The organism is Pseudolactococcus laudensis (assembly GCF_013449735.1).
GTDB classification, from domain to species: Bacteria; Bacillota; Bacilli; order Lactobacillales; family Streptococcaceae; genus Pseudolactococcus; species Pseudolactococcus laudensis.
On record NZ_JACBNY010000008.1, the window covers coordinates 41994 to 65493 of the forward strand.

Annotated in this window: 28 protein-coding genes; 4 read left to right on the forward strand and 24 right to left on the reverse strand. The window is 40.5% G+C overall.

Annotated elements, in window-relative coordinates; genetic code table 11:
• Positions 1-3: 3 nt before the first annotated feature.
• The 4 genes from HZR21_RS06020 to glmU all read right to left on the reverse strand — a co-directional run bounded on the left by HZR21_RS06020 (position 4) and on the right by glmU (position 3049).
• Positions 4-684, reverse strand: a complete 681-nt coding sequence (locus HZR21_RS06020) for a 5'-methylthioadenosine/adenosylhomocysteine nucleosidase (RefSeq protein WP_180746883.1) — start codon at positions 682-684, stop codon at positions 4-6.
• An 85-nt stretch (positions 685-769) separates the two neighbouring features.
• Positions 770-1042: a cell wall synthase accessory phosphoprotein MacP gene (macP, locus tag HZR21_RS06025; protein ID WP_003139399.1), complete on the reverse strand. Its 273-nt coding sequence runs from the start codon at positions 1040-1042 to the stop codon at positions 770-772.
• The gene (locus HZR21_RS06030) at positions 1035-1598 is read right to left on the reverse strand and encodes an NUDIX hydrolase (protein WP_003139400.1); all 564 of its coding nucleotides are present in this window, start codon (positions 1596-1598) and stop codon (positions 1035-1037) included. The genes macP and HZR21_RS06030 overlap by 8 nt, the downstream gene beginning before the upstream one ends.
• 77 nt (positions 1599-1675) lie before the next feature.
• Positions 1676-3049: a bifunctional UDP-N-acetylglucosamine diphosphorylase/glucosamine-1-phosphate N-acetyltransferase GlmU gene (gene glmU, locus HZR21_RS06035; protein WP_180746884.1), complete on the reverse strand. Its 1374-nt coding sequence runs from the start codon at positions 3047-3049 to the stop codon at positions 1676-1678.
• Between the two features lie 295 nt (positions 3050-3344).
• On the opposite strand from glmU, the gene proC reads away from it, so the two are divergent.
• A complete protein-coding gene (gene proC, locus HZR21_RS06040) occupies positions 3345-4124 on the forward strand; it encodes a pyrroline-5-carboxylate reductase (protein WP_180746885.1) in 780 nt (259 codons plus the stop codon).
• Between the two features lie 60 nt (positions 4125-4184).
• Here the strand turns inward: proC and ascB are convergent, their stop codons facing one another.
• The 7 genes from ascB to spxA all read right to left on the reverse strand — a co-directional run bounded on the left by ascB (position 4185) and on the right by spxA (position 10201).
• Entirely contained in the window at positions 4185-5636 is a 1452-nt protein-coding gene (gene ascB, locus HZR21_RS06045; RefSeq protein WP_180746927.1) for a 6-phospho-beta-glucosidase, read from the reverse strand.
• A 140-nt stretch (positions 5637-5776) separates the two neighbouring features.
• Positions 5777-7060, reverse strand: coding sequence for a trigger factor (gene tig / locus HZR21_RS06050; RefSeq protein WP_180746886.1), 1284 nt, complete (start codon positions 7058-7060; stop codon positions 5777-5779).
• A gap of 136 nt (positions 7061-7196) precedes the next feature.
• Positions 7197-7385 (reverse strand): DNA-directed RNA polymerase subunit beta, encoded by a 189-nt coding sequence (locus HZR21_RS06055; RefSeq protein ID WP_180746887.1) that lies wholly within the window; start codon positions 7383-7385, stop codon positions 7197-7199.
• Entirely contained in the window at positions 7378-8661 is a 1284-nt protein-coding gene (gene murA, locus HZR21_RS06060; RefSeq protein ID WP_180746888.1) for a UDP-N-acetylglucosamine 1-carboxyvinyltransferase, read from the reverse strand. Before murA ends, HZR21_RS06055 begins: the two co-directional genes overlap by 8 nt.
• Before the next feature lie 120 nt (positions 8662-8781).
• The gene (locus HZR21_RS06065) at positions 8782-9549 is read right to left on the reverse strand and encodes an inositol monophosphatase family protein (RefSeq protein ID WP_310592560.1); all 768 of its coding nucleotides are present in this window, start codon (positions 9547-9549) and stop codon (positions 8782-8784) included.
• Positions 9518-9802 carry a UPF0223 family protein gene (locus tag HZR21_RS06070; RefSeq protein ID WP_180746889.1) on the reverse strand — a complete coding sequence of 95 codons (285 nt, stop codon included), beginning with the start codon at positions 9800-9802 and terminating at the stop codon, positions 9518-9520. The genes HZR21_RS06065 and HZR21_RS06070 overlap by 32 nt, the downstream gene beginning before the upstream one ends.
• Before the next feature lie 3 nt (positions 9803-9805).
• A complete protein-coding gene (gene spxA / locus HZR21_RS06075; protein ID WP_003139410.1) occupies positions 9806-10201 on the reverse strand; it encodes a transcriptional regulator SpxA in 396 nt (131 codons plus the stop codon).
• A gap of 131 nt (positions 10202-10332) precedes the next feature.
• Here spxA and HZR21_RS06080 point away from each other — a divergent pair, with 131 nt between their 5' ends.
• From HZR21_RS06080 to HZR21_RS06090, 3 genes are all read left to right on the forward strand, one after another.
• Positions 10333-10572: a DUF2829 domain-containing protein gene (locus HZR21_RS06080; protein WP_180746890.1), complete on the forward strand. Its 240-nt coding sequence runs from the start codon at positions 10333-10335 to the stop codon at positions 10570-10572.
• A gap of 115 nt (positions 10573-10687) precedes the next feature.
• Positions 10688-11419 carry a 3-oxoacyl-ACP reductase gene (locus HZR21_RS06085; RefSeq protein WP_180746891.1) on the forward strand — a complete coding sequence of 244 codons (732 nt, stop codon included), beginning with the start codon at positions 10688-10690 and terminating at the stop codon, positions 11417-11419.
• Between the two features lie 29 nt (positions 11420-11448).
• The gene (locus HZR21_RS06090; protein ID WP_003139414.1) at positions 11449-11748 is read left to right on the forward strand and encodes a hypothetical protein; all 300 of its coding nucleotides are present in this window, start codon (positions 11449-11451) and stop codon (positions 11746-11748) included.
• A gap of 27 nt (positions 11749-11775) precedes the next feature.
• On the opposite strand, the gene folP is transcribed toward HZR21_RS06090, so the two are convergent.
• From folP to HZR21_RS06150, 13 genes are all read right to left on the reverse strand, one after another.
• Entirely contained in the window at positions 11776-13203 is a 1428-nt protein-coding gene (folP, locus tag HZR21_RS06095; protein ID WP_246307818.1) for a dihydropteroate synthase, read from the reverse strand.
• On the reverse strand, positions 13200-13775 hold the full coding sequence (gene folE, locus HZR21_RS06100) for a GTP cyclohydrolase I FolE (protein WP_180746892.1): 576 nt from the start codon (positions 13773-13775) through the stop codon (positions 13200-13202). Before folE ends, folP begins: the two co-directional genes overlap by 4 nt.
• Before the next feature lie 61 nt (positions 13776-13836).
• Complete coding sequence (folK, locus tag HZR21_RS06105; RefSeq protein WP_180746930.1) at positions 13837-14337, reverse strand: 2-amino-4-hydroxy-6-hydroxymethyldihydropteridine diphosphokinase; 501 nt, start codon at positions 14335-14337, stop codon at positions 13837-13839.
• The gene (gene folB, locus HZR21_RS06110) at positions 14330-14668 is read right to left on the reverse strand and encodes a dihydroneopterin aldolase (RefSeq protein WP_219605580.1); all 339 of its coding nucleotides are present in this window, start codon (positions 14666-14668) and stop codon (positions 14330-14332) included. Before folB ends, folK begins: the two co-directional genes overlap by 8 nt.
• Positions 14669-14942: 274 nt before the next feature.
• Complete coding sequence (gene rpsO, locus HZR21_RS06115) at positions 14943-15212, reverse strand: 30S ribosomal protein S15 (protein ID WP_003139422.1); 270 nt, start codon at positions 15210-15212, stop codon at positions 14943-14945.
• A gap of 153 nt (positions 15213-15365) precedes the next feature.
• Positions 15366-17291 (reverse strand): Stk1 family PASTA domain-containing Ser/Thr kinase, encoded by a 1926-nt coding sequence (gene pknB, locus HZR21_RS06120; RefSeq protein ID WP_003139424.1) that lies wholly within the window; start codon positions 17289-17291, stop codon positions 15366-15368.
• 1 nt (position 17292) lies between these two features.
• A complete protein-coding gene (locus HZR21_RS06125) occupies positions 17293-18039 on the reverse strand; it encodes a Stp1/IreP family PP2C-type Ser/Thr phosphatase (RefSeq protein WP_180746894.1) in 747 nt (248 codons plus the stop codon).
• A 132-nt stretch (positions 18040-18171) separates the two neighbouring features.
• The gene (gene rsmB / locus HZR21_RS06130) at positions 18172-19485 is read right to left on the reverse strand and encodes a 16S rRNA (cytosine(967)-C(5))-methyltransferase RsmB (RefSeq protein ID WP_180746895.1); all 1314 of its coding nucleotides are present in this window, start codon (positions 19483-19485) and stop codon (positions 18172-18174) included.
• On the reverse strand, positions 19478-20416 hold the full coding sequence (gene fmt, locus HZR21_RS06135) for a methionyl-tRNA formyltransferase (protein WP_180746896.1): 939 nt from the start codon (positions 20414-20416) through the stop codon (positions 19478-19480). Before fmt ends, rsmB begins: the two co-directional genes overlap by 8 nt.
• 159 nt (positions 20417-20575) lie before the next feature.
• Positions 20576-21364 carry a pyruvate formate-lyase-activating protein gene (pflA, locus tag HZR21_RS06140; protein ID WP_180746897.1) on the reverse strand — a complete coding sequence of 263 codons (789 nt, stop codon included), beginning with the start codon at positions 21362-21364 and terminating at the stop codon, positions 20576-20578.
• 119 nt (positions 21365-21483) lie between these two features.
• Complete coding sequence (locus HZR21_RS06145) at positions 21484-22050, reverse strand: LytR/AlgR family response regulator transcription factor (protein ID WP_219605579.1); 567 nt, start codon at positions 22048-22050, stop codon at positions 21484-21486.
• A gap of 48 nt (positions 22051-22098) precedes the next feature.
• On the reverse strand, positions 22099-22221 hold the full coding sequence (locus HZR21_RS11920; RefSeq protein ID WP_259276393.1) for a response regulator: 123 nt from the start codon (positions 22219-22221) through the stop codon (positions 22099-22101).
• A gap of 2 nt (positions 22222-22223) precedes the next feature.
• Positions 22224-23306 (reverse strand): sensor histidine kinase, encoded by a 1083-nt coding sequence (locus HZR21_RS06150; protein ID WP_180746898.1) that lies wholly within the window; start codon positions 23304-23306, stop codon positions 22224-22226.
• Between the last annotated feature and the right edge of the window lie 194 nt (positions 23307-23500).

The following is a 23500-nucleotide window of genomic DNA, read 5'->3' on the forward strand; positions in this document are numbered from 1 at the left end:
ATTTTACACCATTGTTTCCAACATTTTGATCAATGTCGCTGCAGATTTTTCACCGGCTTGGACAATAAATTCATCAAAACTTTCTGCCGCCTGACCATCAGCTGTGTCCGAAAGGCTTCGAATCACAACAAATGGTTTGCCCAGCGCTTTCGCTGCTTGAGCAACCGATGCCCCTTCCATCTCCACTGCAAGCACATCAGGAAAATGTTCTTTAATGGCGAGTTGTTGCGTTTTAGATGAGATAAAAGAGTCCGATGATGTGATCAAGCCAACTTGTGCATCAGGGGCAGCTTTCTTTAACTCTGACACGAAATAAGCACTACTGTGATAGTAAAGTTCCTGCCCCGCCATTTGCCCAAAGGCATAGCCAAAGGCTGTCACATCAACATCGTGATAGGCTAATTTATCTGCAATCACAACATCGCCAACTGCTAGCCCTGCGCCGACACCACCTGCAGAGCCACTGTTAATAATGCCGTCAACAGCGAAAAAGTCAACCAGCAAGCTAACAGCAACTGCACTCATGACTTTTCCGATACCTGACTTAACCAAGACAACATCATGCCGTCCGATAATCCCTGTGTAAAATATAAACCCGTGATGACTGGTTTTTTCGGAATGTTGCAGCGTTTCTGCAAGGATTTTTAATTCTTCATCCATTGGTGCAATAATACCTATTTTCATCTTCACTCACTTTCTCATATGGCTTATCCTGTTAGGACGTGCTTATTTTCAAACACTACAGCCCAATTCTTTGACTTATTCTTTTTTAAAATTTGAAAACTATCACCGTGATAATAATCAATAAAACCACTAAAATCACGATATATTTCGTGATTTTTTTTCCGCGTTCTTCTCTTTTTTGAGCTTCAATACGACGGCTTTTATAAACCAGATTTTTTTCCATTTGGGCTTTTTGAGGCGCAAATTTCTTGATTAGCTGGGTATCATCTTGTCTCGCTTGCGCAATTTCTCGCTCCAAGCGTTCTTTTTCACGAGCCGCTTGCTGAATCATTTCATCTGTTAATAAAGGTTTAGGCATGTGTCTCTAACTCCCAATACTGGATAGCCAAAATCGTCTTGGCATCACTAATCTCACCATTTTGGATTAGTGCTTTTGCTTCTGCCAAAGTGACTTCATGGCGTTCTAGAACTTCATCGTCATCATGTGGTCTTGGCTTATCGACTTTCGTTAAATTATCCGCTTTATAAAGATAAATTTTTTCGTTACAGAAACCAGGCGCTGTGTAAAACTCAGAGATTTTTTTGACAGACTTAGTCGTCATTCCTGTCTCTTCTTCTAACTCTCGTAACATAGCTGATTCAGGATCGCTATGCTCACCCTGTTCTAGCTTGCCTGCTGGAATTTCATAAATGACTTTTTCCAAAGCCTTGCGAAATTGGCGAACCAGAATCATTTTTTGCTCTGGTGTTATCGCAAGTACAGCGACACCTCCGTTATGAAAAATGAGTTCTCGTTTAGCAAGTCCCAAGTCCCCTGGCAAAGCGACAGTATCATATTTGACATCAATCACTTTTCCTTTAAAAATATTTTCTCTACTCAACGTTTTTTCTTCGAAATCTTCAAAATTCATCATTAGTGATCCCCCCTTTGTCTGTTAGCACCCCGGAATAATTATTAAGCTAACTTTGACATTTTTCTGTAGTAAAGCGATTAAAGTTCATGGTAACTTGGCATGAGTTTTGCACGCCCAACTTTATTGACTTGACGGGCACGTCCAAATGCCATCTCATCTTCATGGACATCATCTGTGATAACTGAACCAGCAGTTGTAATCGCATTTCTACCGATTGAAATCGGTGCGATTAGACTTGAATTGCTACCGATAAAGGCATAATCCTCAATCTCTGTCTTATATTTATTTTTACCATCGTAGTTGACCGTAATCGTACCAGCACCGAAATTAACATGCTCACCAACCATGGCATTGCCGATATAAGTCAAATGGCCCGCCTTAGTACCTACACCAAGTGTAGAGGCTTTAACTTCAACAAAGTTACCAATATGAACATTTTCATGCAAGATTGTTTCTGGACGAAGATGTGCATAAGGACCGACATTGGCACCTGGTTCAAGCACGGAATATTCTACCGTTGAGTGACGCACTTCCGTATTATGATGTAGTCTAGAACTTTCAATACGGCTACCTGATGTGATATGCACACCCTGACTGATAACCGTTTGTCCCTTAATTACGACATTAGGCTCAATAACTGTATCTGCACCAATTTCGACATCTGCATCAATATATGTCGCTGCAGGGTCAATTAAGGTCACACCATTCAGCATATGCTTGGTATTAATCCGCTCACGCATGATATTCTCAGCTTGTGATAATGCCACACGATCATTGACCCCGATAGATTCATTAAAATCATCTAAAACAAAAGCTGAAACTTTTTTAGCATCGTCTTTGAAAATCTCGATAACATCTGTCAAATAGTACTCGCCTTGCGCATTATCCGTTGTGATATTACTGAGCGCCTCAAAGAGTGCACGATTATCAAAGACATAAGTCCCAGTATTGATTTCCTGCACAGATTTTTCAAAATCATTGGCATCTTTTTGCTCAACGATTTTAGAGACATGACCGTCTTCTCTGATAATCCGACCATAACCTGTCGGGTCGTCCGCTATCGCCGTCAGAATCGTCGCTGTTGCTTTTTCAGATTGATGATAGGCAAATAACTCTTCCAAAGTCTCAGGACGAATGAGTGGTGTATCCCCTGCGATAACAAGCGTCATACCATGCAAGTTTTTTAGCAAAGGCTCCGCGATTTTGACTGCATGCCCCGTTCCCAACTGCTCCTCTTGCTTAACATAAGCAACATGCTCAGGTAAAGTGCTTAAAACATCCGTTGCGCCATGCCCAACAATCGCAATTGTCTTCTCCGGTTTTACAGCGCTCGTCGCCGCAACCACATGCGCAAGCATCGTTTTCCCAGCAACTTCATGTAGAACTTTTGGTCGGTCAGACTTCATCCGAGTTCCTTTTCCGGCGGCTAAAATAATGGCATATTTATTCATCGTAGTGATGCTCCTTATATTAAGATGTTGTGACGACTAAGCAAATCCTCAGTTTCACGCTACTCTCATTTTTTATTTTTGACAACACAAAGTCGCCAAAATGACAAAATCCTTAAACCTATTATACCAATAAACTTTAATTTTGTCTTAAATGATGCGGTTCTATCCCTTTTATACCACATTCAGACACAAAATCATCACCGACTTTTCATTTTTTCAAAAAACATATCCCGACAGCAAACAACAATTGTGGTAAAATGAAAGAAATAAATGAAAAAGACATAAGGAGCTACTCATGACAACTATTGGTTTTATCGGCGCAGGGAAAATGGCATCAGCGATTATTAAAGGACTAAATAAAGAGAAATTCAGCGTTCACATCTCAGGACGCAATTTTGAGGAGACACAGCAAACTGCCAAAGCACTTGGTGTTAACGGCTCCGCTAGCCACACCGACTTGATTCAGAACTCAGACATCATCATCCTAGCCGTCAAACCTTATGTTGTTGCAGATATACTATCTAAACACAAGATTGATAAACCAATCGTCTCTATCGCAGCAGGCATCACGCTAGCTGACCTTAGCGCCATGACAACTGATACGCAACCTATCGTCAGAATCATGCCCAATATCAACGCGACCATTCAAAAATCAACCACTGGTATCGTCAGAAATACCTACGTATCAGATGATATTTTCGACATCGTCAAGGCAATTTTTGAAAGTGTCGGTAGCGTCCATGAACTAGCTGAAAAAGACTTCGGGACTTTCACAGCTATAGCTGGAAGTTCACCTGCTTATATCTATATGTTCATTGACGCCATGAGCCGCGCAGGTGTCCTACATGGTATGCCAAAAGATGTCAGCACCAAAATCGTCGCTGAAACCGTCCTCGCCAGTGCTGAAATGATTCTCAAGTCTGACGAAAACCCTTGGACTTTGGTTGATAACGTTTCAAGCCCAGGCGGTACAACAGTTGCAGGCGTCGTGAGCTTAGAGCAAAATAACTTTGTTGCCACAGTGATTGATGCTATTACCGCGACAATTGAGAAAAATAATACAATGAATCAATAAAAAAAAGTGCAAACCACCTCATTACTGGTTTGCACTTTTTTTGTATTCAATTCTCGTTTCTTAATTCAAATTCTCACCATGACTCGCAATAACTTGCTTGTACCAAGCAAAAGATTTTTTCTTGATTCTTTTGCCTGTACCTTGACCTGCATCGTCCTTGTCTACATAGATAAAGCCGTAACGCTTGCGCATTTCACCGGTGGACGCAGCTACCAAGTCTATCGCTGACCAAGTCGTGTAACCGAGGAGTTCAACGCCATCTACAACAGCTTCCTTCATCGCTATAATATGCGCTCGCAAATAGTCTATGCGATCGTCATCCTGCACTTGCCCATCTGTTCCAACCGTATCTACAGCGCCTAGACCATTTTCAACCAAAAATAAGGGTTTTTGGTAACGGTCATAGAGAGTATTCATCGCGATTCTAAGACCCAGTGGGTCAATCGCCCAGCCCCATTCGCTTTTTTTCAGGTAGGGATTCGGCAGGGATTTAACGACATTTGCCTCGCTAGATTGCGTCATTTGGCGGCTTGCACAACGCGAGGCATAGTAGCTGAAAGAGACGAAGTCAACGGTGTGTTGTAGCATCTCCGTATCAGTAGGGTCTGTTTGTAAGGTGATATGTTTCTCACGAAAGAGACGGTTGGTATATCTGGGATAGGCACCACGGACCTGCACGTCTATAAAAAATAGATTCTCCCTGTCCTTATTTAGAGCAGCCCAGACATCTTCCGGGTGGCAAGTTTCGGGATAAAAATCGCCCCCAGCCAGCATGCAACCGATTTGATTGTCTGGGTTAATCTCATGTGCGAGTTTGGTTGCGCGGCTACTTGCTACAAACACGTGATGCGCTGCCTGATATTTAACAGCGTCGTGATTCTCGCCTGACTTGAACACCAGACCTGCACCAGAAAACGGGCTGTGCAACAAGATATTAATTTCATTAAAGGTCAGCCAGTATTTGACAAGACCATCAAAAGCCTCAAAACACGTTTTAGCATAATTAACGAAATGGTCAATCATCTTGCGACTACGCCACGAACCAATCGTTTCAACTAGGTACATAGGTGTGTCAAAATGACAAAGTGTCACTAAGGGTTCAATATCATACTTTTGACACTCCTCAAAAACGGCACGATAAAACTCAATCCCTTTTTGGTTGGGCTTGGTTTCATCACCCTTAGGAAAGAGTCGTGTCCAGGCGATAGATGTTCTAAACACTTTAAAGCCCATTTCTGCCATAAGTTTGATGTCTGACTTGTAGGTGTGGTAAAAATCAATGGCTTCATGACTTGGATAATAGGCACTAGGGTCTATTGCTAGATTCTCTTCTAGTCCAAGTTTGATTTTAAGACGGTTTTCACCGTGTGGGATAACATCAACTGTTGATAAACCTTTTCCGTCTGCCCGATAAGCACCTTCAGACTGATTGGCTGATATAGCACCTCCCCAGAGAAAATTAGCTGATAATGTTAACGGCTCCTCAAACTCTCTTGAAGGAGATATACTCATCTTTTCTTTTATCATAGAAAGCCCTTTCTTTTCACTATGTGACCATTGTAACCTTATCTGATAAGTTTTACAATTTTTTAGGATACTAGAAAATAACGGACAAAAAAACGAGCACACGGCTCGTTTTTTTCAATTTATACTTATTTTACAACTGCAGTAGATGTGATGACTTCAACTGCTTTTTTAGCTGCGATGTCATGTTTGAGCATGTCAGCTGGCAAGAGTTTTTCAACTTGCTCTTTAGGCATGTTGTAAGTTTCAGCCAATTCAGCAACTTCAGTATCGATTTCGTCTTGAGTTGTTTCGAAGTTTTCTGCAGCTGCTACTGCTTCGATAACCAAGTTTGTACGAACGCGTTTGTCAGCATCGCCTTCAAATTGTGCGTGAAGTTGTTCTTCTGATGTACCAGTTAATTGGTAGTACATGTCAGCTGAGATACCTTGTTGTTGCATGTTACCAAGGAATTCGTTCATAGCACGGTGAACTTCATCGTGAACCATTTCGCCTGGCAATTCAACGATTTCAGCGTTAGCAACGGCAGCTTCAATTGCAGCAGTTTCAACAGCATCAGTGTATTGCGCTTCTTTTTCTTCAGTTAATTGTGCTTTGTATTTTGCTTTGAGTTCAGCCAAAGTTTCAACTTCTTCGTCGATATCTTTTGCTAATTCATCGTCAAGTTCAGGCACTTCTTTAGCTTTCACTTCATGGATAGTTGTTGTGAAAACAGCTTCTTTACCAGCTAAATCTTCAGCTTGGTAATCTTCAGGGAAAGTAACTGTTACTTCAACAGTTTCGCCAGCTTTATGACCAACTAGTTGTTCTTCATAACCAGGGATGAATGAACCTGAACCTAATTCAAGGCTGTGGTTTTGTGCAGTACCGCCGTCAAAAGCAACACCGTCAACTTTACCTTCGAAGTCAATAACAACAGTGTCGCCGTTTTCAGCAGCGTCTTCTTTGATTACTAATTCAGCAAGATTTTTTTGAGCTGCTTCGATTTTAGCGTCAACATCAGCATCTGTTACGTCTTTTTCAACGTCAACTGAGACTTCAAGGTTTTTGTAATCACCAAGTTTTACTTCTGGTTTAACGATAACGTCAGCTGTGATTTCCCAGTCTTCACCTTTGTTCATTGATTTAATGTCAATTTTTGGTTGTGCAACTGGATCAATACCACTTTCAGCAACTGCTGCTTCATAGCTTTCAGGCAATACAGCGTTCAAAGCTTCTTCGTAAAGTGCTTCTTCACCGTACATTTTGTTGAAAACAGTACGTGATACTTTACCTTTACGGAAACCAGGTACGTTAAGGTTCTTTTTAACTTTGTCAAATGCAATGTTAAGGCCTTTAGCGATTGTGTCTTGACCGATTGTGAAAGTCAAAGTCCCGTTATTTACACCAGTTTTTTCAAAACTTGCAGTCATTTGTATTTCTCCTAAATTTATAATCTATTTTAATTCAACTTGTTCATTTTAGCATAAAAGTACTTAAAAATCAAGAATCAGCCTTGTCTATTCGCCATTTCTGGACGCTTTTTTTGGACATTTAAGCCGATTTCTTTTATTTTCCACTCAATTTAGCGATAAAGTCATGCCAAACACTTGGTTTGAAGATGTCCGTTGGTGTCTTACCACCCAGACCGCCATAACCAAGCATGAGTCCTAAAACAATCGCCAAAATGACTAAAATACTGATTAACAAAATCAATGAAATGCGCAACCCTAAAAATTTAACGGTCCGCTTAAACATAGGCTGTCTCCTTGTAGTTAATCCGTTGAATATCCGCACCTAGACTAGCTAATTTTTCATGGAATTGATAATATCCGCGGTCTAAATGTTTCAAGTTACCAACAGTCGTCGTGCCTTCAGCCACCATACCTAATAAAATAAGCGCCGCACTGGCACGCAAGTCCGTTGAACGAACTTCCGCCCCTGACAAACTGCTACCACCTTGAATCAAGGCTGTATTTCTCGAAATGTCAACAAAAAGTCCCATCCGACGCATTTCTTCAAGGTGTTGGAATCTGTTTTCAAAAACCGTTTCAATCATAATTGACTCACCTTCAGCGATAGCCTGAGCTACTGTCATTTGGGCTTGCATATCCGTAGGAAAACCTGGATGCGGTAAAGTTTTAACCGTGACAGGCTTCAATTTTTCAGGACCGATTATCCGAATCCCTTCCTCTTCTTGGATAATATCAACACCCATTTCTGAAAGTTTTGATAGCAAAGGTCGATTGTGCTCACGAACAGCATCCAAAATCAAGACATTTCCTTGAGTAATGGCTGCAGCAACCATGAAAGTCCCTGCTTCGATACGGTCTTGTACAACATTATGTTGTGCGCCATGCATCTCCGCAACACCTTTGATGATGATAGTATCCGTCCCAGCACCCTTAACATTAGCACCCATTTTATTGAGCAAATTGGCAAGGTCAACGATTTCAGGTTCACGCGCAGCGTTTTCCAAAATCATGGTTCCTTTGGCAAGGGTTGCTGCCATCATAATATTTTGTGTCGCACCAACTGACGGAAAGTCCATATAAAAATGCACGCCATGAAGTTCATCTGCCTTCGCCTCGATAAAACCACCGTTTTGCGTAATTTCTGCACCCATGGCTTGCAAGCCACGAATGTGCAAATCAATCGGACGCGAGCCAATCGTACACCCACCAGGCATTGATACGCGAGCATGACCATTGCGAGCTAAAATCGGCCCTAAAACAACGATAGATGCGCGCATTTGGCTGACATATTCATAAGGCGCCTCAATCGCAATATCCGTCGCAGCTTGTGTGACAACTCTTTTTTCTGACTCATCAAAGACGAGTGGAATATTGAGATGTTTCACCACGGCATTCATCGTGTAGACATCGCTAAGAATCGGCACGTTATTGAGCACCGTTTCACCTTCAGAAGGAAGGATTGTCGCAGCTAGAAGTGGTAATATCGCGTTTTTCGCACCTTCAATTTCAATTTCACCTGTTAATCGTGTGTGACCACCGTTTACTATTATTTTATCCATCATTTCACTTTCACATTTTATCTTATACAAAATTATATCATATTTCTATTTTTCGTGTTGAAAACACGGACAAAGCCAAAAAACGCTAGGCTAAGCTAACGTTATCGCTATTGTTTGAGCTTATTTAATATAAGCCTTAATTTTGTCTAACTGATTGCTCGGAACAGACATCATCATCTGACGACCTTCAAAAGCAAGTGGGCGACCATCAATCTGCTGCGTGATATAGCCAAAAGGTGCTATTAAAACCGCACCCGCCGCATAATCCCATGGTGATAGGTTGCTGAAATATCCCCAGATCTTGCCTTCTAAGATATTCACATATTCGATACCCGCGCTACCAATCGCACGCACACCCAAACTTTCATGACTTAAATCCAATAAGCCACCCGCATTAGTGCGATACATATAGGTATTCACGCCGATAAGGCTTTGTCGCAAAGGTTTTACCGTCAAATGGATCTGCGCCTCATTTTTATAAGCGCTTGTACCGTCACCCCAGTAAAGATTGTCACTCATGACATCCAAGATGACACCAATTTTACCAATCCCCGACTCATAGTAAGCCAGCATGACAGCAAAATTATCTCTTTGAACAATGAAATTCGTCGTGCCATCGATAGGGTCAAGCACCCAGACATTACCATCTTTAATATCATGTCTCACATCATTTTCTTCTGCTAAAACATGGTCTTTGGGAAATGTCGATAGGATTTGCGTCAAAATCTGCTCTTGGACTTCTCGGTCGAGATTGGTAACCAAATCGTCGAAATGCGTTTTTTCAGAAATTTCAAGGTCATCTGACAGATGTTGTCTGATAAACCCGCCTGCTTGTCTAACGACTTTTTTTGCGAACTCAAGCTTGGTGTTTAACAAATTGGCGCTCACTTTTGGTCACCTCCTGAATGGCACGATAGCTTGAATAGCCTGAGGCTTTTTCAAACTCACGGTCCAGTTGCTTTTCTGCCATTTTAGATGGCACAACTTGTTTAAATTGACGATAGGCTGCTAAAAATGCCTCACGCGATACTTTTGATTCATAAAAATCCTCGACTTGATTAAAAAAGGAAATGACTGCAGCCATTTCCTCTCCTGTCCAGGTCAAATCCAAGGGATATTGATAGCTGTTATTGGCTGACATATGTTAGGCTCCCGAACTCATGACATCTCTTAATTCTGCTTGACGATATGAACGCGGTAAAAAAGCTCGAATTTCATCTTCATTAAAGCCAATTTGCATCCGCTTATCGTCCATAATAATAGGTCTGCGTAACAAACTAGGATGCTCTGAAATAAGGACAAGGAGCTGATTAATGGTCAAATCATCGACATCAACATTTAATTTTTGAAAGACTTTACTCCGTGTCGAGATGATATCTTCTGTACCATTTTCAGTTTTAGACAAAATAGCTTTCAAATCATCAGATGTCATCGGTTGCGTTAATATATTGTGTTCTTCATAAGCCACCCCGTAACTGTCAAGCCACGCACGTGCCTTACGACAAGACGTACAACTAGGTGACAAGTATAAATTAATCATAATCATCTCACTTCACTAATATACTCGTTCAAGTATAAAATCTGTTTAGATTTTATGCTTGAATAAATATATCACTAATATTATAAGTTAGTAGTGTCTACATTATACCAAAAATTTGGTATAATGTAGACATGAATTTTGAACAAATATTACCTATTCTCAAAAACGGTGGTAAAGCCGTTCGAACACAAGGTTGGGGTGGCGCTGAAAATTTCGTCAAACTCTATGATACCATTCAATTAGCAGATGGTCAGATGTTGGATGTCACACCTTATTTTTTGATTAACGTCTCAGGAGAAGGCGAAGGCTATTCTATGTGGAGTCCAACGCCTTGCGATGTCCTAGCTAACGACTGGCAAGTTGTCGACTGAGTTTTTCCTTTGTCCTAAAACTTGCATTCAAAACACCTCTAGCCACAGTTTAACACATCATGTTACTGTTAGAGTTGATGAGGTGTTTTTTCATAGCCAAATGAGGTAAAATTTAATGACTCAAAACCGACAAGATACACCCCGAAAAATTTTAGTGACTGGCTGCGCCTCTGGCATCGGTCTTGCTCAGGCCAAATGCTTTTTAGAAAGTGACGATCAAGTATACGGAGTTGATAAGCAAACACCACAAGCATTTAGTCATCCTAATTTTTTCTTCTTTCAGACGGATTTAACAGGAAACTTAACTGACTTACTCACACAACTACCCCAAAGCTTTGATGTCATTTGCCATACCGCAGGTATTTTGGACGATTACAAGCCTTTGCTTGAAACATCTGATGCTGACTTTACCCAAATTTTGGCTAGCAATCTCAGTCCAGTCATCAAACTTACGCGCCACTTTTTACCACACATGATTGAGCAAAAATCAGGCATCATCATCACCATGTGTTCGATTGCTAGTTTTGTTGCTGGTGGAGGCGGTGCTGCTTATACAACAAGCAAACACGCTTTGGCTGGTTTTACCAAGCAACTTGCCCTCGACTATGCACGGACAGGCCTACAGATTTTCGGCATTGCACCAGGTGCCGTTCAAACTGGCATGACCAAACAAGATTTTGAAGTCGATAATGGTCAGATGGCAGATTGGGTTGCAAGTGAAACACCAGTCGGACGGTGGGCACAGCCTTCTGAAGTTGCTGACCTCACTGCCTTTCTAGCTTCCGGTAAAGCAAGTTACATGCATGGTGAAATCGTTAAAATTGATGGCGGTTGGACCTTGAAATAATCATAAGATATACACAGGAGGATAACACATTGGATAAACAAGCGATTCAAGCACTTGTTTCAGAATTATATACTGAGGTCAAACCATTTCCAGAACTTCAAAAAATTATCGAAAAACATGCAGCCAATCTACCAGACGACCAATCAGACATTGACTTTTCAAAAATGTATCAAGAAATTGTCACTAAAATCGCATTTGAACATCTTTCTGTTAGCACTAGAGCAACAACATTATTAAAAGAACTCAATCAATTCTTTCAAGAAGTCCCCCATTGGAGAGAGTTACTCAACAGTGCTGGTAGCTCCTGGTGGTCTAGTCTATTTCGATAAAAAAACGCGCATCAAGCCAGATTAGGCTTAATGTGCGTTTTTTAATAATTCAACAAAACTTGTCATTTGACGGGCTGATTTGACATCATGAACCCGTAAAACTTTGGCACCTAGACGATACATCTCTGTCGCTGCAACTAGCGATAAATCAGCTCTCTCGTCTTTTGGCAAATCAAATAAAAATTTTGCCCAACCTTTATTAGAAACGGCTGTCATAATCGGTCGGTTGAAAACTTTTAAGCGGCCTACTGCCTGCATCATGGCTAAATCTTGATAAACATCAGAGTTTTTCGAATAGCCCACACCCGGATCTAGCGCAATGCGTTCACGCTGAATCCCAGCTGCTTCAAGGCTTGCTAAATTCTCTGTAAACCAAGCAATCATGTCTGCCGCGATATCCACTGAAAGCTCATTATCCCTCGGGTTGAACATGATTAATAACCCAACATCCGTTGCTGCCATTAAAGACAATTTCCTTGCATCATCTGTAAAACCATTGACATCATTGATGATACCAGCGCCTGCCTCTATCGCAGCTATCATGACCTCATACTTATAAGTATCCACAGCCACCACAGCATACGGATGCGTTTTTTTAATACCTTGAATCACAGGCACAATCCGCGCAATCTCCTCTTCTGGTGTGAGTGGGACAAAGCCAGGACGCGTCGTCTGTCCACCAACCTCAATCACATCTGCACCATCAGCTAGCTGTTGTGTCGCCTGCCCTAATGAGACTGCCACGCCCCCGACATGCTCACCATTGTAGAAAGACTCAGGGCTGACGTTCAAAACACCATATATAATGCCAGTCTCTTGCGTCAAGTCATGACCATTTGCCTGCCAAATGATGTCCTCATCCTGTAATTTAGCAAGTAAACGTTTGGTGGCACGACCTCGGTGGTGGTAATTGAGCTGTTCAGCAATAGGCAACTCTGCAATCGTTTTACCAGTTTCCGTCAGAAAAATCGTATCAAGACCTTTGCCAAATTGGCCGCGACTTTCGGGCGAAATTGCCACACCACCACGCCCCTCAACAGTTATGACCTCATGCTCAGGCGTTATCAAAACGAAAATCGCCGCCATATAAGCTGAGCGTTCATCAACTGCACGATATAAATCTATCACGTACTGATTTTCTGCTTCAACCGTATCAAGGCCTAAGGCCTTGAATTCTCGAGCAGTCGTTAAACCAAAACGCTCTGGAAAGGCGCGCAAAAACATGCCTGAGTCGTCTGCAAGGACGTATTCTTCAGGTAGAAACTCGTGGATAAACTGTGCTTTGACATGCGCATTCAGCCTTTGGTCATCTATCGTTTCTGGCGGAAAATTCTGCGCAGGTATAAGCTCACGATAGTTCACTAATTCAACGCCATAGAGTTTGAAAAACTTGGCAACATCAGCGGTTTTAGCTGAATTATTTGACGCAAAAACAATTCGATGCGGTAAGGTCATTTGTCACTCACTTTCATCATAAATTCTTGTCGTAAAAAGGTATCTGTTTTCAAGAGGCCTTTATAAAGACTAGTCGTCGTGTAAGTCCCTGGCCGATTAATCCCACGCATCTCCATACACATATGACGAGACTGCACGTGAACGGCCACACCTTTTGGATGCACAATGCGTTGCATTTCTGAACAAATCAAGGCTGTCAGATTTTCTTGAACGCTCGGTCTACGCGCTGCCCAATCGACTAATCGTGGAATCTTACTCAAGCCAATAATTTCACCATCGGGAACATATCCAACAGTTACTGTACCAAAAAATGGCAACAAGTGGTGTTCGCACATGGCATAAAAAGGAATATCTGCGACGATGACCATATCTGAATCTTGGTCTGTCGGAAAGAGTTTATAATTGTCAAACTGCGTCTCACCAGTTGCCGAAAAAATTTCGGCATAGGCTTTAGCTACCCGCTTAGGTGTTTCGAGTAAACCATCTCGATTAGGATTATCCCCAATCGCTTGCAGTAGATTTTTTGTGCCTGTTTCAAGAGTTTCTTGATGTTCTTGAGAAAATTTTTTCATGTAATACTTTCTAATCTAAAACGTCAACCATCCCTCAAATCAAGTGGTGGGCTAAACGACGTTAATAAGTTATCTCATATTTTGTGGGCTGAACCCAGTTTTGGTCAGCGGTCTTGTCTAGCAATTGTCGCGCCAAACTCACTGTCGCAACATCAGAAATACGCTCAGCCACTTCAACCAAGGGCTGCAAGACAAAGCGACGATTGGCCATTTCAGCATGCGGAATGGTGAGTTGTGCGCTAACCATTTTGACATCACCAAAAAGCAAAATATCCAAATCAATCGTTCGAGGCCCCCAGTGAATGGTCTTGACCCGTTTCATATCTTTTTCAATTTGTTGGGTCTGTGTTAATAAAGCCTCTGGCTTTAAAGTCTCGGGCACCTCTAAGGCTAGTGCGATGTTATAGAAATCGTCCTGAACCACCTCACCGACCGGCTGTGTTTCGTAAATTTTAGAAACACCTAGTACGTGATATAGCTTGGTTAATTTGTCAACAGCTGCCTGCAAATTAGCGTGCCGATCCCCGAGATTTGTGCCGATGCTCAAGTAAACCTTAGGCATGGCTCCTCTCCACTGTGATGATAATGTCATCAAAGACCCCAACAATTGGTACCGAATATTTTTTGACTGAGAGTCGAATTTTTTCGGCCATTGGAAAAGCAGACAACAAGGCATTTAATGCACCATTTGCCACTGATTCCATAAGGTTAAAATCATGTTGTGTCACATAATCTCGGATGATGTCGTACACATCCGCATAAGAAATTGTCGTGGTGAGATCATCATCCTTGACTTGGTGCTCAATGTCATAATCAACGGTCACATCGACTGAAATCTGTTGACCTAGCGTCTTTTCTTCTGCAAAAACGCCATTGTGCGTGTAAAATCGCATATTTGTAATTTGTATTTGACCCACGGTTACTCCTTATTTAGGGTGGATAATGACTTTGCAGAGCTATTCAGTAATATGTTGCTAGTTAGCAACACATGACGCATCTTATCTGTAGCAATAGTTGCGAATTAACAACACACTGCTTAGTCTAGCATAGAGCACCCCGTTTTTTTGTCTCAACTAGTACTATTTTATCATATTTTTAACACGCTTTCAGCGTCATGAACCCTTGGAAAACAAAAAAATCCCAATATTATCAGGATTTTTCTTGTTATTAACGACGAAGACCAAGTGATGAAATCAATTCGCGGTAACGTGGAATATCTTTTTGACGCAAGTACGCCAACAAGTTACGACGGTGACCGATTTTTTTCATCAAACCACGGTAAGTTGCGTGGTCTTTTTTATGATTTTGAATATGTTCGTTAAGGTGGTTAATTTCCCAAGTCAAAACAGCGATTTGAACTTCAGGTGAACCAGTGTCACCTTCAGTACGTGCATATTGCTTGATGATTTCAGTTTTTTTCTCTTTTGAGATTGCCATTGTGTTTCTCCTTTTTATGATTGAGCTTGGTGCTCAATTGATTTTATTGCTGTTTCCGTGCCAAACGTTTGGCGTTCGCTAAGCTCAGAACCAGTTGGTACTTTATCTATTATACAGCTTTTTTCAGAGCTGTCAACTCACTGAGTGTCTTTACTATGGTTTAGATTGTGTTGTTGAACTCTCAGGTGTTGAGCTAGCAGATTGCGATGCCTTGGCATCTGCATCACTTTTAGCTTTTGAGTCTTCAATCGATTTTGAAGTCGAGGCAGAGGCGCTAGCCTCACTTTCCGACTTAGATTTAGATTCTGACTCAGATGACTCTTTACTTGCAGTTGCAGAGTCAAATTGCAGTACTGTCAAAACAATCTTAGTATCTTTGATTTTAAATGTATCTCCTTGTGCAGGAGTTGAACCAATGACATAACCATCTGCATTTTGGTCAGTCGTTTGGGTATATTCGACCGTGATATTAGCAGCGGGCACGCCCATATTTTGAAGTTCAGCCTTAATTGCCGCTACAGTCTTGATACTCAAGCCATTGTTCAGGTAGGTTGGCATAACTGCTTGATTACCTTCAGAAACTTGGAAGATGATGTCATCCTTGCTATCTAAATCAAATAGTTTATCTTTCCCAGGGGTTTGCTTGATGATTTTACCTGCATCAATACTATCAGACTTGACAGATTCTTTCTTGATTCTGCTTTCGTCCACATTATATTTGAGAATCAAATCATCAATCGCTTTATCAACATCCCAACCGACATAGTTTTTCAACTTGATAACATTGCCACCTTTTGACACATAGAGGTTGACACTGGCACCCTCTTTTTTAACTGTCTTGGCTTCTGGATTCGTCCGTATCACTTTACCTTCAGGCTGATCGCTAACCTCTTTGATTTCACGACCAACCTTTAGTTTATTATTTTCAAGAACCGTTTTAGCTTGCGAAACCGTCATGCCCGTCACATCAGGCACTTTTACTTCTTTAGGTGTCGTCAAAATAAGTGCTACCACCGCAATCGCTAAAACAATTGCTACAACACCACCGATTATCACACCCTTAGGTACTCGCTTTTTCTTACTCGTACCAACAAGTGGCTCAATGCCACCTGTCGTACCATCTGCTGCAGTATCTTGCGTCACCTTCGTGACCAATTTATCCGTGTTGCCGTTATCCGGAATCAGCATTTTAGGCAGAATCTTTGTCGCATCTTCATCTTCGACAAAAGTTAATTTTGGATCGTGAGCATGATCCAAACTCAAAGCAAGATTCAAATCACGACGCATATCCGTCACGTTCTCGTAGCGATCTGACAGTTTTTTAGCCGTTGCCTTAATTACAACATTTTCAAGAGCTTGTGGCACATTTTTATTTTGATTAATGATACTTGGCAAGTTCTCTTGAAAATGCTTGAGGGCAATGGTAACAGCACTATCGCCATCGAAAGGAATCGAACCTGTCAACATTTCATAAATGATAATCCCTATCGCATAGAGATCACTCTGAGGTGTAGCATTACCTCCGCGAGCTTGTTCAGGACTAAGGTAGTGCACAGAACCAAACATAGAGTTCGTCTGTGTTAAAGACGTTTCAGAAAGCGCCTTAGCAATCCCAAAATCCGTTACTTTTGCAGTACCGTCTTTTGTGATGAGAATATTTTGCGGTTTCAAATCACGATGAATAATCCCACTACTATGCGCCAAAGCCATAGCAGCCAAAATCTCATCACCAATTCTGATTGCTTCTTCATTGGCAAGTGGTGCGTGCTCATTAATATATTGTTTTAGCGTCAAGCCGTCAATATATTCCATGACGATGTATTGCTGATCATCTGCATCACCCACATCAGAAATGCCAACAATATTAGGATGATTCAATTCTGCCATGGCATAAGCTTCACGTTGAAAACGAGCAATTGCTAGGCTATCATTTTCAAAGTTTGAACGCAAAATTTTAATCGCGACCTGACGATTGTCCAGATAAGTATCTTCTGCCAAATAAACATTAGCCATACCGCCACGACCGATTTCTCTAATCACGCGATAACGATCTGCATAGATTTTTCCAATTTGTATCATCTTACAGATCTCCTTTATCAAATTTGACTAAAATAACCGTGATATTATCCAGACCACCATTCGTATTAGCAAGGGCAACTAAGTCTTGCGCTTGACTGATCACGTCCTGATCATTATCTACAGTTTCTATGATTGCCTCAGCCGGCACCATATTCGTCAAACCATCAGAACTCATGATAATAATATCATCGGCATCAATTTCTAACGTCACTGTATCGACATCAATGTCTGTCGGTTGACCTAAAGAACGCGTAATAATATTCTTATTCGGGTGTTTCTCAGCCTCATCTGCCGTTATTTCACCAGCATCTACCAACTCTTGGACAAGAGAATGGTCACGTGTGATTCGGATTAATTCTCCATTTTTAATCACTTGTGTCCGAGAATCACCAACATGAGCACTGATAATTTGATGTTTTTGAACAACGACTGCCTCAAGCGTAGTCCCCATTCCCTTGTAATCATCTAATTTCCCAAGGTTTGCGATATTCTCATTTTCAGCGCGAATTTGAGCACGGAGCCATGATTCAATTTCATCAGGATGACTGTCCCCTGTAAAATCAGTTGTCGCCCAGGCTTTACCAAGGTCCTCAACTGTCAATTTACTCGCAACATTACCAGCCTTATGACCGCCCATACCATCTGCAAGCAGAAAAATCCGCTCACCCTGTTGATTTTCATAGGTGTCGGCATAATCCTGATTATTCACGCGTTTTTGCCCAACGTCTGACAAAATACTGTACTTCATCTAAGTCCTCATTCAAGTTATAAAAACAACGGTTTCATCCACTATCGTTTTTAAACAATTTCATTTGAGATTAAGTGCATTTCGGCCTACCGCATCTTCCCAAAAGGAGGAGTGCCTTAAACCTCATACACCTTATTTTTTGCACAATTTTACGATAAAGAAACCATCCGTATGATAAGCATCTGGCGTGAGCATGATACAGCCGTTTTTAATAATATCGGCTTTTTCATGTGTCAAAGGCACTTGCTCAAATTCAGGATGTTTAGCCAAGAATTTTTCAATGACTTGGAAATTTTCTTCGTCGAAAATAGTACATGTACTATACACTATAGTACCACTACTTACAAGGGTTTTGCAAGTATTTTCTAGAATTTCAAGCTGAACTTTCTGTAAATTTACAAAATCAGTCGTTTCTTTTCTATATTTTATATCAGGTTTGCGACGAATTAGTCCCAGTCCCGAACACGGTGCATCGACTAAAATTTTATCAAAACGTTCTGCACCAAATTTTTCAAAACTTTGACGCGCATCAAGTTTAGTCAAGCTGATTTTTTCTGCTTGATGAAGACGCACGGCATTTTGTTGTATCAAACGTAACTTATGGTCATACAAGTCCAACGCTTCGATATGGCCTTGCTCTGATAAATATTCAGCGATGTGGACAGTCTTACCACCAGGTGCTGCACAAGCATCCAAAATCTTATCATTTGGTTGTGCATCTAATGCCACAGCAACTAATTGACTTGATTCATCTTGAATCGTTATCAGACCATCATTGAAATCAAGCAAGTCAGCAAAATGACCGGTTTTCGCGACAATCCCTGTCGATGAGAGTTCTGATTTTTCAACATCAAATTCTTGCGATAACTTGTTAAATTCAGTCTCGACATCTGTTAATGTTGTATTCACGCGCAAACTCGCACGACTCGGCTCTTCCAAACTCTTAAAAATTTGACGCGTCTTTTCAAATCCAAACTGTGTCACAAATTTTTGTGTTAACTCAGCTGGCATCGAATATTGAATACCCAATTTTTCCGTTGAATCTGAAATCTCATCAAAAGACCTGAGCTCTGCACGCGTAAAATTACGGAGTACACCGTTGACAAAACCTGATAACCTTTGATCACCTTGCTTTTTCGCAATTTTAACCGCTTCATCAACCGCAGCTGATGTCGGAATACGATCCATATAAATAATCTGATAAACCGTCATAGCTAACAGATTTTTGACCCATTTCTTAGTCTTTTTGACATAAGGCTTGGTATACCAGTCCAACGTGATTTTTTTTGAAATCGTACCATAAACGAGCTGTGTCACCAATTTTTTATCTAGCTCAGTCAAATGCTCTGATTTGATTTTTTCATTAAGTGCGATATTGGCATAAGCATCATTGTTTAATACATCATTAATGACAGAAAGCGCCACCCGGCGCGGATTATTACTCAAATTGATCTCCGATATTTATATTTTTTCCTAAACCATTTAGAAAATCTTGAATAGGCATTTTAGGTTTACCTGCTGGTTGTACTATCGTTAGGCTAACAGCCCCTTCTTTTGTAGCGATGACCAGACTTTTTTTTGTCTTTTCGATAACTTGCCCCGGAGTACCTTCGACATGATTTAAATCAGCCAGTACGACCTCATGAAGTTTAAAACGCGTTCCTTGCCAAATAGTATGTGCAACTGGCCATGGAGACATACCACGCACTTGATTGAAAATATCACGCGCAGAAAGCTGCCAATCAATCCGTTCTTCTTCTGGTGTTATATTAGGTGAAAAGGTTACTTGCGATTCATCCTGCGGCTGTGGCGTGATATTGCCTGCCAGATAATCTGGTAAAGTATCTAATAGAAGTTCCCGACCGACAAGACTGAGTTTTTCAAACATAGTACCAACATTATCAGCATCGGTAATCGGAATGGCACGCTGCGAAATCATATCACCTGCATCCATTTTTTTAACCATTTCCATAATTGTCACACCAGCCTCTTTATCACCTTTGATGATAGCATAATGGACAGGTGCACCTCCGCGATATTTCGGCAAAAGACTGGCATGAACATTGACAGCATGCTTAACAGAATTGAGCAAACGCTCTGGTAAAAATTGACCAAATGCCGCTGTTACGATAATATCCGCTCCTAATGTCATCAGCTCCGCCATTTCATCAGAACCCGAGATTTTCTCAGGTTGATAAACTGGTAACTTATGACGTAAAGCTGCCGCCTTGACGGGCGTCATCTTAATTTCTTTTTTTCGACCAACTGCACGATCTGGTTGTGTGACAACTGCTAACACCTCATAACCCTTCTCAACTAGCCCGTCTAAAACAGGTACTGAAAAAGCTGGTGTTCCCATGAAAATTATTTTTGTCATTGAATCTGTCTTTCTATCCTTGATTTTAAAAGGTGTCTAACTTTATTATATCACGCTTTGCTTTCATAAACTAATAGCGTCCTACTTCATCTAAAAAATCGAAGTAACAGATACCTCGATTTCTCAGTTTTTTCAACCCAGTTCACTACCTTATGATACTCATCTGTTCACGCGCTCCAGATATTTTTTATAATCTTCTGTATGTAAGAGTGAATTGACGTTAGCGACACGCTCGCTACTTGGTGGTTTGACACCAATCAGTGGGTAATCCCACCCTAACTCTCTCCACTTGAATTCACCCATCGTATGGTAAGGCAAAACTTCAAACTTTTGAACATTTGACAATGTCTTGACATAGTCACCCAATGCTTGTAAATCTTCATCAAAATCGGTTTCACCTGGTACCAGAACATGGCGAATCCATACAGGAACTTGCTTATCTGATAAATAACGTGAAAATGCGATAATATTATCATTCTTATGACCAGTCAAGTCACGATGCCGGATTTCATTAATTTCTTTAATATCAAGCAAGACCAAATCGGTCACGGCGAGCAGTTTATCCACTTTCATTAACGTTTCAGGTTTCGTTGAAAAAGGCTGACCACACGTATCTAGTGTGCAGTGTATACCAAGGGATTTAGCTTTCGTAAACAAAGCCGTCACAAAATCCATTTGTAACATGGCTTCGCCACCAGAGACCGTAATCCCACCACGACTGCCCCAAAAAGACTTGAACTTCATCGCTTCAGCGAGGACTTCATCAACCGTCCGCTCTTTTGCCTTACTATTGCTCATTGCCCAGGTGTCTGGATTGTGGCAAAACTTACAACGCATTTTACAGCCTTGCATAAAAATGACAAAGCGAACGCCTGGTCCATCAACACTACCGAAACTTTCTGTCGAATGAACAAGTCCTGTCACATTTCCTATGTTTTCCATTATCATCACCACTTTCTTAATCAGAGCTCTGAAAACGACACCTGTCAAGATTCACATGAATCTATTTTTTAGAGTTATCCTACTTCTATTTTACGTTATTTTGAAAGCGTTGACAAATTTTATCCCTATCTTTTTAGCCAAACTTGTTCCAATCGTTTAAAACCTGCTCGAGATACTGGAATTTCCGTATCATCCTCTAGCACAATGATTTTTTCTCTTTTATACATTTTTTTGATGAAAGATTGGTTTACCAAAAAAGAACGATGCACCCGCACCAAATGATTAGACATATTTTCAATATCATTCATATTGCCATACATGGTCAAGGTTTCACCATCCATTTGCAGAAGTAGCTTATGCGCAATACCAGTCGTTTCAAAGTATCGAATATCGGCATATAACGCTTCGATAATCTTACCTGTTCGTGTTTTATAGGAAAACACTTCATTCAAAGGTTTAAGACGATTAATTGTGATATAGTGATCAATATTTGCTATAATCCTTTCGTCAAAAACTTTTTGTGGCAAAATTTTATCAATAAAATCATGTGCATTCACCTTATACTCATAAGTAATCGATGCAAATTCATTGTGCGTCGTGACAAAAGAAATTTGTCCAATTGCGTCTAGTTTCCGAATCTTTTCAGCGATTTCTAAACCAGCATTTTGATTGCCTTTGATAGCAATATCCAAGAAATAAATATTATTTCGGGAACTTTCTTCAAGCGATGCTAAAAGATCTCATGAGCGATCACACGTGACAATCTCTTCAACTGGATATTTCTTTTGCTGCATATAGTTTTTTACCAAACTCTCTAACCGAAATTGCTGAACAATTTCATCTTCCAATATATAAACCTTCATCCTCAACTCATCTCTAATTCGATTCTAAATTTATAATTTTTAGCCTGTATCCGATAACTAACTCTTGGATAATTGCTAATAATGGCATCTAAATTAGCAAGACCATAACCACGATGTGGACCTTTTGTTGAATAGCCCTCCTCAAATATCAAATGTGTCGGCAACTTTTCCTGAACCATATCATTTTCTACAACATAATATCTAGCCAACCCTTTATTAAAAATAGCTACTTTAACGACTGCCTTATCTCCCTCAGTTTCGACTGCTGCATCAATAGCATTATCCAATGTTATACCAATTATCCTGACTATATCCAGTTTCTCTACTCGTATATTGTCTATGGTTTCTGGTATTTCTAACTCAACTGCAACATCTCTTATCTCAGCTTGCAGTATCTTTGCCGAAATAACACTCTTTAACTCTAAAACCTTGATATTAGCAAGCTTCGCAACTTCTTTTCGATTTTCTTCAAGAATGATACTACTTCTTTCAAGAATTTCACCGTAGGTTTTTCTAACCGCTTCTATTTTCTGCGTTTCAATCGTTTCACGCATGGACACAAGAATATTCGTAAAATCATGCCGAAACATTCGAACAGATTGATAAGATTTATCCACTTCCTGCGTGTAAGTTGATAAACCTGATAGCAAACGGTCTTTATAACTCAATAATTTGTGGTTCTCCCATTCCTTATACTTGACATTAATCAAGTGAAGCATCATAAGAAACAAGAAAACATAGACAAAAACAACATAACTAAAATTGAAACGACTACCGAATTCTGTCAGTCTGACAAAATTATTGTATAGATAAAAAAGTACCATCAGAATTGCCGAAAAAATAATCAATTTATTTTGCTCTTGTTCAATGTCACGTTCCACTTTAAATTCTTTCGGATTGTCTTCTGAATTCAAAAAATCCGACTCCCACTCTTGATCTGCAATTATTAACTGTTTGGGATTGATTGCCAAACACTTTAACAAGATAAAATAAGACGGTATGACACACAAATCACCTGTTAGTCCTCCAATGTTATTATCCTGAATTTTAAAAATATGTTCAACAATAAAAATAGAAATAAACATTTTTACGAAGTAGCAGAAAGTTAATGTAAAAATAGCTAGAAAAATATTCACTTTAAGATCTTTGTTTCTGAAATGCTGAAGAAATGAGATATACATGACTAGCTCTATGAGAAAACGAAGCCAACCTTGATTAATCAGGACACTTACTAAAACAACAAGCAACTCAACAGTACAAAAAATCGATAGAGAAACTA